At 60.1% G+C, this 12,495-nt stretch carries 11 protein-coding genes and 1 pseudogene; 6 read left to right on the top strand and 6 right to left on the bottom strand.

Annotated elements, in window-relative coordinates:
- The first annotated feature begins 15 nt into the window (after positions 1-15).
- From BV95_RS08900 to BV95_RS08890, 3 genes and pseudogenes are all read left to right on the top strand, one after another.
- Positions 16-1,230 (top strand): annotated as a pseudogene (locus tag BV95_RS08900) (tyrosine-type recombinase/integrase).
- A gap of 85 nt (positions 1,231-1,315) precedes the next feature.
- Complete coding sequence (locus BV95_RS08895) at positions 1,316-1,567, top strand: type II toxin-antitoxin system CcdA family antitoxin (protein WP_037450249.1); 252 nt, start codon at positions 1,316-1,318, stop codon at positions 1,565-1,567.
- On the top strand, positions 1,567-1,866 hold the full coding sequence (locus tag BV95_RS08890; RefSeq protein ID WP_037450246.1) for a CcdB family protein: 300 nt from the start codon (positions 1,567-1,569) through the stop codon (positions 1,864-1,866). The genes BV95_RS08895 and BV95_RS08890 overlap by 1 nt, the downstream gene beginning before the upstream one ends.
- 51 nt (positions 1,867-1,917) lie before the next feature.
- Here BV95_RS08890 and BV95_RS08885 read toward each other — a convergent pair whose 3' ends face one another.
- Positions 1,918-2,223 (bottom strand): hypothetical protein, encoded by a 306-nt coding sequence (locus BV95_RS08885; protein WP_214442606.1) that lies wholly within the window; start codon positions 2,221-2,223, stop codon positions 1,918-1,920.
- A 151-nt stretch (positions 2,224-2,374) separates the two neighbouring features.
- Between BV95_RS08885 and BV95_RS08880 the strand changes: the two genes are divergently transcribed.
- Entirely contained in the window at positions 2,375-2,683 is a 309-nt protein-coding gene (locus BV95_RS08880; protein ID WP_037450239.1) for a hypothetical protein, read from the top strand.
- 101 nt (positions 2,684-2,784) lie between these two features.
- Positions 2,785-3,096: a hypothetical protein gene (locus BV95_RS08875; protein WP_037450236.1), complete on the top strand. Its 312-nt coding sequence runs from the start codon at positions 2,785-2,787 to the stop codon at positions 3,094-3,096.
- Positions 3,097-3,284: 188 nt separating this feature from the next.
- On the opposite strand, the gene BV95_RS08870 is transcribed toward BV95_RS08875, so the two are convergent.
- The 5 genes from BV95_RS08870 to BV95_RS08850 all read right to left on the bottom strand — a co-directional run bounded on the left by BV95_RS08870 (position 3,285) and on the right by BV95_RS08850 (position 10,107).
- Positions 3,285-4,142: an MFS transporter gene (locus BV95_RS08870; RefSeq protein WP_037450233.1), complete on the bottom strand. Its 858-nt coding sequence runs from the start codon at positions 4,140-4,142 to the stop codon at positions 3,285-3,287.
- 33 nt (positions 4,143-4,175) lie between these two features.
- Positions 4,176-4,646 carry a nuclear transport factor 2 family protein gene (locus BV95_RS08865; protein ID WP_037450230.1) on the bottom strand — a complete coding sequence of 157 codons (471 nt, stop codon included), beginning with the start codon at positions 4,644-4,646 and terminating at the stop codon, positions 4,176-4,178.
- 178 nt (positions 4,647-4,824) lie between these two features.
- Entirely contained in the window at positions 4,825-5,583 is a 759-nt protein-coding gene (locus tag BV95_RS08860) for an SDR family NAD(P)-dependent oxidoreductase (protein WP_037450228.1), read from the bottom strand.
- Between the two features lie 85 nt (positions 5,584-5,668).
- Positions 5,669-7,969, bottom strand: a complete 2,301-nt coding sequence (locus tag BV95_RS08855) for a hydantoinase B/oxoprolinase family protein (RefSeq protein WP_037450226.1) — start codon at positions 7,967-7,969, stop codon at positions 5,669-5,671.
- Positions 7,969-10,107 carry a hydantoinase/oxoprolinase family protein gene (locus BV95_RS08850; RefSeq protein ID WP_037450223.1) on the bottom strand — a complete coding sequence of 713 codons (2,139 nt, stop codon included), beginning with the start codon at positions 10,105-10,107 and terminating at the stop codon, positions 7,969-7,971. Before BV95_RS08850 ends, BV95_RS08855 begins: the two co-directional genes overlap by 1 nt.
- A 933-nt stretch (positions 10,108-11,040) precedes the next feature.
- On the opposite strand from BV95_RS08850, the gene BV95_RS08845 reads away from it, so the two are divergent.
- Entirely contained in the window at positions 11,041-11,805 is a 765-nt protein-coding gene (locus tag BV95_RS08845) for a TetR/AcrR family transcriptional regulator (protein WP_081873322.1), read from the top strand.
- Positions 11,806-12,495: the final 690 nt, after the last annotated feature.

Below are 12,495 nucleotides of genomic sequence, written 5' to 3'. Positions count from 1 at the left end.
AGTCGAGGCCCCCAAATGCTGACCGCGATCCAGATAAAAGCGCTAAAACCCAAGGAAAAAGCCTACAAAGTCGCTGACGGTAAGGGGCTCTACCTGCTGGTCAATCCGAATGGTTCCATGCTCTGGCGGGTGAAGTTCCGTTTTCATGGCATCGAGAAGAAAATGGCGCTTGGTCGCTATCCTGATCTGAGCCTCAAGGCGGCCCGTGAAAAGAGGGACGAGGCCCGTGCGCATTTGGGGGAGGGCGTCGATCCTGTGGCGCTGCGGTAGCAGGAGAAGGTCAAGGCCGAGATGGCGGCCCGCATGACCTTCCGGGTCGTGGCGGATGAATTCATCGAGCGAATGGAGTTGGAAGGCAAGGCGCTGGCCACGCTCAAGAAGATGCGCTGGTTCCGCGATGTGCTGGAGCCAACCATAGGAAATCGGCCGATCGCCGACATCACTGCGCATGAATTGTTGAAGGCGCTCAAGCGATTCGAGCGGAAGGAGCATTATGAATCCGCGATCCGGGCGAGGTCATTCTCGGGTCGCGTGTTTCGTTACGCGGTGGCCACCCTGCGCGCGCAGCACAACCCGGCCGATATTCTCCGGGGCGCTCTCATCACGCCAAAGGTGAAGCATCATGCGGCCCTGCTGGAACCGGCGAAGGTCGGCGAACTGCTGCGCGCCATCGACGGCTATGGCGGAAGGATCGAAACACGGATCGCGTTGCAATTGGCCCCGCATGTTTATCTGCGTCCCGGAGAACTGAGAAAGACGCAGTGGAGCGAGATCGACTTCGAGGCGGCCGTATGGCGCGTACCTGCCGAACGCACGAAGATGCGCAAGCCGCATACCGTTCCGCTCTCGACCCAGGCTCTCGATCTGCTCCGGCAATTGCGGGCGATGGGTAACGCAGGGGATTATCTGTTCCCGGCGAACTCGACCTTCCGCAAGCCGATCTGCGAAAACACGCTCAATATTGCCCTCCGGCGCCTGGGCTTCACGAGCGATGAAATGACCTCGCACGGATTCCGATCCATTGCCAGCACGCTGCTCAATGAAAGCGGGCTTTGGCATCCTGATGCCATTGAGCGCTCCCTTGCTCACCGGGAGCGCGACAGCGTCCGCGCGGCCTACCATCGTGGCGCGCATTGGGAAGAACGAGTCCGCATGGCGCAGTGGTGGTCGGATTACCTGTGCAAGCTGCGGGATGGCGCAGAGGTTATCCGCCCCAAGTTCGGCACCTGACAAGCCTTGGCAGCGTTCCTGCCTGCTGGTTGGTTGACGAAGTTTAGTTTCATGCGCATATTTATACGCATCGACAGGGGCATCCATGGGCAGGCATGACCGTGAATTCGTAGGGAAAGGGCGCAAGCCCACCAATGTGTCGCTCGACATGGCGTTAGTGGCAGAGGCCAAGGAGTTGGGCATCAACATTTCGCGTGCGTGCGAGGCGGGATTGATTGAGCAGATTGCCAAGGAGCGGGGACGACTGTGGCAGCGGGAAAATGCTTCTGCGTTGGCGAGCTCAAACGACTATGTTGAGCAGCATGGGCTGCCTTTGAGCAGACATCGGCAGTTTTGATGGCCAAATTCGATGTGTACTGCCAAAAGAATGGCGGCGCTTTTGTACTTGATTGTCAAGCAGACCTGCTTGGCGATCTCAACACCCGCTTGGTTGTTCCATTACTGCCGTTGGGTGACGCCCCCGAGCCGGCGGCCCGACTGAATCCCATATTTGAGGTGGAGGGGGCACACTTTGTCATGGTGACGCAATTTGCCGCGAGCGTACCGATGGGGGAGCTGGGGGAAATCGTGCAATCGCTTGGTTCAGAGCGGGATGCCATCGGCGCGGCTTTGGACATGCTCATTATCGGTTTCTGAGCAAAGACGGCGCGCAGAATGTCCGCAACTGGCCGATTGCGGAATGTCGGCTTACTGGCGGGCTGGAGGCGATAGCCGCCGGTCCTCTTTAGGCCAGGCAACACGATCGTGGACGGAAATAGCTGTCTGTCGCCCATCGACCAAAAACGGGCATTGACTGGTTAAAGCGGCCTGCTCAGAACCAGACATGATGACGATCAAGGCCCTAACAATCTGGTTTACCGTAACGGCGGCGACGTTCGGCGTATGTTGCCTGATAATGGTCTGGTTCGGCTCCAGGATGAACGAACCGGCATTTGTGTATCCATTCGTCGCTATCTGGGGATTAAGCGCGCTGTTATGGCCCTTGTTTTTCATCAAGGTCATACGGGCAACATTCACGAATGCGTGCAATCACACCAGATGAAGGTGTTCAGCAGAAAACGACCATTTTTTGCCGTCACGGCAGGGGCCGCGACTCCCTTAAAGCTGTCATTGATCGAAGCGCAAGATCGTGGAACATGGCGCAATGAGCGATACGCCCACGATCACCGCAGATGGTGTCACCTATTACCATGAGAACGACGAAGCGGCCTTCTTCGGGTGGCTTGACCGGATGGAGGTCATATCTGACTACGAGGGCAGAGGGACCGTTCTTCTCATTCGGCTTGCCCGAACTCCAACCGACGATGATCTTTGGGAACTACTCGCATTCCATCAGCGATATGGAATCGACATGCGGCAGCTAGCCGCCTTCGAAACCACCGCAAACGCTGAATGGTTCTGTGCGCCAGATGCTTATTGGCATCAGGCTGTATTTAGCCCAGCCGTGCCGTAACCGACCATTTGTAGCCGTTTGCTCCAAGCTAACGGGACGCTTATAGGCGACGTTGCTGCTGCGCAATAAGCACGGAAGAAGAGGCAACACTTGGAGTTTCCATGAGCGCGACGAGAGAGATTTGGATCGCAGTCCTGTTATGCGCGCTCGCGGGTGGGATTTTCTGTTTTTTGCTCATAATGGCTATTTACAAGTTCGGGCGGCAAAGCCGTGGCTCGGCTACCCTGATGGGCGCGATTGCATTTGCTGCTTTGTTCGGAGCGGGCGGCTATTTTGCTATGATGGCGCAGCCGGAGCCGGGAGCGGCCTTCGTAATGATGCTCGGGGCATTTCTCACACTATTCTCAGGCCTTGCTATCGGCCCTCTAACTTTCGTCGCCCTGACGCGGGAGACAGTATCTAGCCGTGACTGACCGCCGTGACGGTGTCAGCTATGTGCTTGTCTAGCATCCTAAGCCGCCTTTCCGCAAACCACCCGGCCCTGACATAGCCGAGCAGATTTTCGGACGGAAGCTATGGCGTTCTCCATGTGGCGCGGCGCTGTGAAACCGCGTTGTTCGCAGATGTCGCATATACTTTAGCGGTCATCTCATATGGCCGGTCAGGCGAGGAAGCTGCGCTCCGCGGCGCGAAAGGCGCGGCGGGTCGATCCGAACAACAGGATCGCGACGACGCCCGACAGGACCGACAGGATGCCGATGGCATGACCGATGCCGGCGCTCTCGTCGCCCAACCGCCCGGCGATCATTGGAACCAGCACCGGCGCCAGGCCGAAGCTCATCAGATAGATGGTGAAGAACACCGCCGCAGAGCAACGCCCGCGCATATGGGCGGGCACGTAGAGCTGCACCATCAGCGTCGGCATTGTACCCGTCGCGCCGACCAGGAACATGAAGCCGCCGAAGCCGAGCAGCGTCACCGGCAGGCTGATGCCCATGCCGGCGACCGCCGCGCAGACCATCGCTCCGGCCATCGTGCCGAGCACCAGGGTGACGACGGCGTCGATTTGCCCGTTGCGGATGCGTGCGCGGATCATCCACGGCAGCAGCATCGTGCCCATGATCCCACCGAACAGCGACGCGCCGCCGATCCAGTAACCTGAGGTGATCTGATCCAGTTCGAAGCGGCGGACCAGGAAGGTGGGCGCCCAGATCGCGATGCTGGCCATGTTCATCATCATCGCCGCCAGGCCGATAAGCGCGCGCAGATAGAAGTTGCCGCGCCGGCGCAGATGCGCGTCCAGCGTCTCCTGCCCGGTTGCGTCCCCGGATCCATTGCTGGCGCCGCGCGGCGGTTCGCGGCCGATGATCAGCAGCAGCGCGGCGAGGATCAGGCCGGGCAGGCCGACCCCGATCATGGTGAGGCGCCACGGCTCCGGGCTGTCGACAACGGGCAGGTGCGGGGCGATGGGCGCATACTCCCTCAGTGCCAGCCGTCCATCGGCGTAGCGGCGCCGCACGGGGCGCGAATAGCCGCGCGCCGTGCAGACTCGTCATTGTTCGGACTTGGCTTCGATCTTGGCGAGCAAGGTTTCCGCGGAGCCTCCCCAGCGCATGTCGACTTCTCGTGACGCCAGCTTCCAGATCCCTGACCGGCGCACGAATATATCACGATAGGAGCCGACGAGCGCTTGTCCAATTCCCTGATGGTTGTGACCAATGCAACAGACGTTGCTGAGCGATCGGGCGCTATCGGCGTCTCCATCCTCAAATTTTACGGTGCAGTTGGTGATGATATGCATTGACCACTGCCACGTGGGCCACAATTGCTGCTCTACCAGATGAGCCAGGGCGGTGGCGCCGTGGATTGTGCGCAATGGCTCGGCGGCAATCAATGTGCAGTCATCATCCCATATGGATAGGAAAAGGTCCATGTCTCTATTGTCGAAGGCATGGGCATAATTGGCTATCAACGCCTCGATCTCCCGATGGCTTTCCAGCCGATCAATGCGGATATTTTCCATTGGTGCTCCTATCAATATTGGAGGAATGAAAAGTGAAGCTCATATGCAGGATAGGTGGGTTGATCATCGAGCATATCGCTATTTGACCAACGATGCGGACACTCAAAATGACGCCAGGTCCGGGCATTTTTGACGAGATCAGAAAGCTCTCTTTCCGCAGTTTTTGCTGCCGGGCAGGTCATGCCGTTATGCCGCCGTCGACGCGGAGGTCGACGCCTGTAATATAGGCGCTCTCCTCGCTAGCCAGGAACAGCGCGGCGTTCGCCACCTCATCGGGCTTGCCAAATCGGCCAAGCAGCGTCCGGCCAAGCATGTAGTCGGCCCATTCGCTATCGTTGAGCTGATCGCGCGTCTGGTTGGTTTCGATGATTCCCGGCGAGATCGTATTGGCCCGAATGCCGTATTCCCGGCCCTCCATGGCCAGGTGCCGTGTCATCGCTACAATGCCTGCCTTGGCAGTGCTGTGCGCGAGTGCGCCAAGATTGCGAAAGGTCGCCCATGCAACGACGGAGGCGATGTTTACGATGGCGCCGCGGCTGGCCTTTAGATGGGGCCAGGCTGCGCGGGTGAGGAGGAAGACCAGATTGACCTCTTCATTAAGATTGCGATGCCATTCCGCGTCCTGGATGTCCTCGATCCAATTGAAATAGGCCATCGCAGCATTGTTGTAGAGTATGTCGATCCGGCCGAACTGATTGATCGTAAAGTCGATCAACTGTCGGCACTGTTCCGGGTCCGTTAGATCGCAGGGGTGGCGCGAGATCATCGTGCCGCCGGCCGCGCGCACCGCCTCCTGGGTCTCTGCGGCGCTCTGTGCGTTCGCGTCGCAGCCCATGATTATGGCGCCTTCCCTGGCGAAAAGCAGTGCAGCGGCCCGCCCCATGCTCCCACCCGTGCCGGTGATCAGGCACACCTTCCCATTGAGTCTGCGCGTCATAGCCTTCCTTTGAGATATGGTCGAAATGGGAGCTCGTCGACTTCAAGGGCCCGCAATCGGTTCGGCCGATCGCGGCCCCGTGGTTTCAATGGGCGACGGCAAATCCGCTGACGCTGTGATTGGCGTGCTCCTGTTCGGGCAGGATGGCGGTGTGCATCACGGTGAAGCAGGACGGGCAGAGCATCTGTTCGAAATGCACCGGAGCGTCGATGTAGAAGTCCGGTTGGACCCGTATATTGGGTCCGGCAAGCGTGGAGCCGCCGGTGATCCGTGCGAGGTGGAGCCGGTTGTCTTCGCCGCTCACAATCTGGCCGCAATGACGGCAGCCGATCTTCGCCATTTCGCCATCCACATGCGCGACGAGATTGTCGTCGATGAGCATGGCATGTTCCGTATCCAGATGCCCCTCAAGCTTGCCGGGGATGCGCGCCAGTGCGCGCCGCTCATCGACGATCTGATGTCTGCGCTCTGCCGTAGCCGCCTCGTCGAGCTGACCAGTCGGGGTGAGAACGACGCCGTAGATCATATGCGCCGACGCAGCGCTGACGATCCCGTCGCGGACATCCTGCCCGACGACCTGCGGGTCCCGGTACAGAGGATCCCCGTAGCCGCCCCCACCCTGACAGTTCAGGTAGATAAGGTCGCCCGGTTCGATCACGGTCTGGGCGAAGCACTGCACCGGCTGCGCGTCGCCTTCCAGTTCGTCAAGGCTGGCAGGTATTCTGCCAGCCGCGAGGCTGTCCTGGATGCGGGCGCCGTGCACCACGACGTCATAGCCCAGATTTCCGGGATAGCCGCCGGCAAGGCCCGGATTTTGCGCTGTCGCCTTGCCCGATGACGACATCACGACATGGGCGGGGAGCGATGTTCCGTGCGGCGTGATCGCAACCGCGCTGCTTGTGCCGCCGCGCTGACGGCCCGGCCCGCCCGAATCCCGTTCCTCCCGCCGCCAAAGCATCAGCAGCGGATAGAGCATTTCGGTCACCTCCACGTCGGGCACACGGCCCATGGGGATGCAGAAGTTGCCGCCGGTCCCGATGCCATCGCGCGCGGGGCGGGCGCCATAGCCCCCAGCCACCGACTCCATCACCGTGTTGATAAAGGGCACGGGTTGTTCGGAACGCTCGTCGATGCCCGCAATGACCGCAAGGTCGTATGTGCCGCAACAGCTGGCCTGAACATTGCCGCGCAGCTTGATCGTCCGATCCAGCATTTGCGACAGGCATTGCGCGACCAGATTGCCGATCAGCCAACCCGTGCCGAGCGGCGCGCGCCCCAGTGCTGCGGGGAAGGTGGCGTTTGCGAGCGATCCTTCCGGCGCGATGATGTCGAAACATCGCATCAAACCGCCGGCTGACCATGGAATGTCCCCCGCGAGCATTGGCAGAAAGGCGAGCATGATGCCCCCGCGACAGCCGCCATAAGTGCAACTGATGACGCCTGCCTGGGGATCGGTGCCCGTGAAATCGAAGGTCAGATGTCCGTCCATCTTGGTCATCCTAAGCGCGACCCGATGCGTTTTGCGGTCTCCGACATGGGCCTGGTCCTGATAGCCCGTCGCCGTCCACTCGCCGTCCGGCGCTGCACGCAGCTTGTCGCGCAAGCGGTACTCGGCATCGTTCATCATCCGCTTCATGACAGCCTTCACGGTGTCGGCGCCATATTGTTCGATTACGGCAAGCAGGCGGTTGCGTCCGATATTGTTCGCTCCGACCTTTGCGCGCAGATCGAGCCCGATGATCATCGGCACGCGCGAACGGCGGACCCAGGCGTCAGCCACATCGCGCTGTATCTCCCCCTTGCGGACGATCTTGATCGGCGGCGTAGGTAGGGATTCATGGAAAACGTCGATATCGCCGATAGGCATCGACCCGATGGCAGAGCCGCCAAGGTCGGGCTCGTGGCAAATGGCGCTGGTCCAGCCGAACAACTTGCCGTCATAGAAAACGGGCTGGAAGACCAGGACATCCGCCTGATGCAGTCCGCCGCCGACCCACGGATCGTTGCAGAGGAACATGTCCCCTTCCTCGATTCCGGGGCTGTCGACCCGGTTCCGCAGCGTCCAGGACAACGCCATGTCGATCGCCCCGACCAGCATCGTGTTATAGAGCCCCACCTGAACCAGCTGTCCCATTTCGTCATTGATGGTGAAGTCGAAATCGTTCGCGTCGGTGACGATCGGCGAGCCGGACATGCGCTTTAGCGTCTCGCCCATTTCGTCTGTCACCGACCACAGGCGGTGCCGCACGACTTCGTAGGTGAGGGGGTCGAGATTGTCGATTACCTCCTGACTGACGCTATGGATCAGGAGCTTGTGACCGATCGTGCGGCGCAGCGCTTCGGGATCGACCGGGCGGCTAGCGAAATTTTCTGATCCGGCGATCATCAGGCGACACTCCTCTGGGCAGACAGATTGATAATGTTGGCGCGCGTCTGGATGCGCAGGTTGCCAAAGCCGTCGATCAAGCCACGCATCCCGTCGGGCACGACCACGGAGGTTGTCGGCACCTGAACGATGGCGGGACCCTGGATGGCGTGGCCGCTGCGCAGCAGGCGATAGTCGTAGACAGGCGTATCGACATAGCCGTCGCGGCCGAGGCAGACCGGCCGGCGGGTGAGGATAGCGGATGCGGGGTCGTGGCTCGGCGCATCGTCGAGCGTTTCGAACTTCGGCTCGACATTGAGCACGCCGACCCCCCTGACGCGGAAGGTGATGCCGTAGATGCCCGCTTCGCGGAAGCCCGATCCCTCACCATAGAGCTTGGCGTAACGGCGCTCGAAATCGGCGACGCTTTCTTCGAGCAAGGGGCCGGTCAGCGCGCCTCGTGCGACAGGTGACGTCACTTCGCTGAGTTGGAGGCCATAACGCATGTCAATCTCGCGGTGGATTTCGACATGGTCCAGCGGTACGCCCTGGCGCTGCATAGCCTCCAGGACGTCGGCTTCTAGCCGTTCGAAATTTTGCTGCGATCGCTGCGGGTCGAAGGGCACGGTCATCGGATCGCTATGTTCGCGCACGAGCACGATGTCCGACACGGCAAGGCCAAAGGCCGAGAAGGCGGAGGCGACGGGACCGAGCGGCACCACGACTTCCGCCACGCCAACTTCGGCGGCATAGGCCGCGCAATGCGCCGGACCAGCCCCGCCGAAGGCGTAGACCGTGAAGTCGCGTGGATCATGGCCGGTCTCGACCACGATCTTGCGCAGGAGGTCGCCGGTCTGGGCATTCTGGACCGCGTAGATCGCGGCGGCCGCCTCCTCGACGCTGAGGCCGAGCGGTTCGGCGATGCGCGTGCGGATCGCTTCTATGGCCAGATTCTTGCGGATGGGACGGAGGCCCCCCAGCAGGCCTGTTTCCGGCAATATGCCGAGGACGAGATTGGCGTCCGTGTTGGTCGGCTCCGCGCCGCCTGCTCCATAGCAGGCCGGACCCGGCGCCGCCTGGGCCGAAGTCGGTCCCACGTGAAGGTTGCCGCCGCTGTCGATCCAGGCGATGGCGCCGCCGCCTGATCCGATCGCCTCCACCCGCAGGGTCGGCACGTTGACCGGATGCTGGTTAACGATGGTATCGGACGCCCGGACCGGCTCCCCGTCGACGATTAGCCCGGCAAGGAAAGTCGTGCCGCCGACGTCCGTCGCGATGATGTTGCGATCGCCAAGTTGCTCAGCCATGCGCACGCATCCCACGACGCCGCCGGTAAGAACGCCGCCGATAGTCGTGATTGCAGACGCGGCCGCTTCGGACGCAGCGATTGATCCGCCCGAACTCTGCATGACCAGGAGTGAGCCGCGCAGGCCCCGGTCGCGAAGCTTCCCTTCCAGTTGGGAGAGGTACAATTCCAGGCCCGGACCGATTTGCGTGCTCATGATCGTTGTCGAGTTGCGTGCGAACTCCCGAATGCGGGGGCTTACCTCGGAGGACAGGGCGACAAAGACTTCGGGATCCTGCTCATGGATCAGGTCGCGCAGGCGCCGTTCATGCTCGGGGTTGCGGAAGGACCAGAGCAGCGACACGGCGATTGCCCGGACGCCTTCCGACAGGATTTCACGGATGACTTGTCGGGCTTCGCCTTCGTCAAGTTTCACGATGACCGTGCCGTCGCGGTCGATACGTTCCGTTACCTCCCGGGCGAGTTTGCGAGGCACGATGGTGCGCGGCTTGTCCTGCTGGATGATATCCTGCAATTCATGCTGCGGCCGGCCGAGATAGCGACCCTCGACATTCATGATGTAGATCGAGTCCCGGTGGCCCTTTGTGGTGATGAAGCCCACGTCGGGCACCTTGCCCATGACCAGGGCGTTGAGTGATGATGTCGTCCCGTGGGCTATATAGTCGGTATCGGCCAGAAGCGCCTCGACCCCGAGGTCCATCTCCTTCGCAAGCAATTCGACCGCGTCGAGCACGCCCACGCCATAATCGGGCGGCGTGGATGGCGTTTTCGCGGAAAACATGCGGCCGTCCCCGGCGATCAGAACTGCGTCCGTGAAAGTGCCCCCCACGTCGATGCCTATCACATGACCCATCTCTTCCTCACTTTCTCTCGTTGTGCAGAATGGAATGCCAGCCCGACGCCGATCTTATTTGGGGTCGGTCTCATTCCTTCATCCATTGGCCGTCGCATATTCGGAGAATTTCGAACCGCCGAGCAGCTGGATGCTTCCCATATCTGGAGGCGAAACACAGTCGCGGGGTCCAAGCACCCCAGCGTGCATTTCGGACTTTTGAACTGAATAGGACGACTCGTTCCGGCTGGTCTGTCTAGGGCGCCGACGCCGGCAGCAGCCGAAGCGTGTCCAGTCGGCAGGGTGCTTGCGGCGGCGTAATGATCAGGCCGGGCATGTGGATCAGCCTGGCGCCCACAATTTAAGCCGATCATCCGCTATCTGACGGGACATCCTGGCTTAGGGCGCATTTGATGCGGAAGCCGCCCATATTCGCTGGTGACCAGATGTCCTGTATATCAATTCACTGATATATAGGTCGTTTACCGCCGCGGCAGATGCTTACGGAGCAAGCGCCCTAAAGAGCGGTGCAAGCCTGAAGCGCCTTTTCATCGCTACATTCTCCCATGATATTTATTGAGCGGCTCAAGTTTGTAGGCGGTCGCCTGGCACTCGAAGACCGATCGCTTTTTGCAAGAAACAACAGTCCCAGCCGATCGAACTTGGCAGCGGGGTATAATGACTTACTGATGAGTCAAATGTATGACGATTTTTTCAGTTGTCAATCGCCTCCAAGCTGAGCGAGCATCCTGCCTCCCCACGGCGCTGAGCGGGCCTTCGGAATGGAGGAGCACTGGTTGACGTGGAAGGGCGTCAAAACGAGTCTTTTTCGCCATGATGTTCTCGCCTTATGACCGAACCGCTGCGATACAGTCTGAAAGTGTTGAACCTGGCTAGAAATTTCCGCAAAAACGCATATCGAGACTAACTGGATACGATGCGACGGAGCAGGGGATGCCGAGAAAGAAAGGCGCGGTCGGTGAAGGCCAAGGCGAGCAGGCCGTGAAAAAGGCGCGCCCGGCGGAAAAAGATACGGGCAAAACAAGTCGCAAGCGCGGCGCCCAGGTACGCAAGGAGATGCTTAACGCAGCAGCCCACCTCTTCGCCAAACATGGGTTTGCGGGGACCAATCTGCGGGATCTGGCCGATGTGCTGGGGATAACGCGTCCCGGCGTATATTACCACTTTCCGAACAAGGAGAAGATACTTGAAGCGCTGATCGAAGAGGTCACGCTTTCAAGCGTCGGCCAATCGGCTGAGATTGCCGAACAGGTGGACCGCGATCCTGAGGATGCGCTTCGGCTCGTGATGCGGTCGGCTACCAAATGGGTGCTCGAAAATCCGGTAATGTTCCGGGTACTCGATCGGTCCGAGGCCGACATGCCGGCAGAGCTGAAGGAACGGCACAATGTGTCGAAAAAAGCGATCCTGGAAAATTTCACGCACATAATTCAGCGCGGGATCGCAATCGGCAAGTTTCGTACAGTCGACCCGCACGTCGCCGCACTCACCATTATCGGGATGCGCAACTGGGCTGCATGGTGGTTCAATCCAAATGGGCGCATTCCAATGGAGGAGGTCGCCGATACGATCGCAGACATGGCGGTGCGCTCGTTGTTACGGCCTGACGCCCATCGCTCCCGCAGCGACAGGGTCGAGGACATTCTGCGTATCTTGAAAGAAGATGTCGCTCATCTGGAGCATGTCATCAAGGGCTGAGTTCAAGCTTTATAAGCGCTTGTCATTTCCGACATGGAGCAGGGGTGAAAATATTCAATGATCTCTGAATTGGAACGTACAGTAGAATTGCGGTTCGTGAAGTCAGCTAGGTGAAAAGGCTGATTCCAAACGGGTCGCTTGCAAGTTAGTGATCAAAATGCGCGACGATGACAGATGCTTGCAGGTTCGTCGCTGCGAAGTGGGATGATGTAGCATGCTGCTTCGTCCCATATGTGAATTCGGCAGGCAAATCTGTCGTGGGACGGAAGCCTTATTGCTTGCGCCAGCGGAAAACGCCCCAGCGATAGTCGCTGCGCGCGCGGATGACAGGATCCCATGAAGCTGGACGATTACCGTTCGATTCGCTGCGCAGCCGCGCCGTTCTGAACGGCCGACGACTTTCCTGGGCCCACTCGGTAGTATCGCGCGCGATGGGCGAGGCGGTTCGGCCTGTTCAGACACCCATGTCGGACTACATATTGACATTTGTGTCGTTTATTCGCCATAACTGTATATCAGCAAAAATTACCGGTGCCCGCTTGGCGCGGCGGTCCGGAGGGAGAGCGGAATGGTTGGTCGAGTAAGGCGCGAGGGTCGCCTGGTCGGTTTGTTGGAGGCGACTAGGCGCCGGCGACAAGTGTCGCAAGGGCGCGCAATCCGCGCAGGGCGATCTGTCCTGAGGGGCAGCCT

The sequence above is a fragment of the Sphingobium chlorophenolicum genome (assembly GCF_000722875.1).
GTDB lineage: Bacteria > Pseudomonadota > Alphaproteobacteria > Sphingomonadales > Sphingomonadaceae > Sphingobium > Sphingobium chlorophenolicum.
Note: the sequence above shows the minus strand (reverse complement) of the source record. Positions and strands in the feature narration are given on the sequence as shown.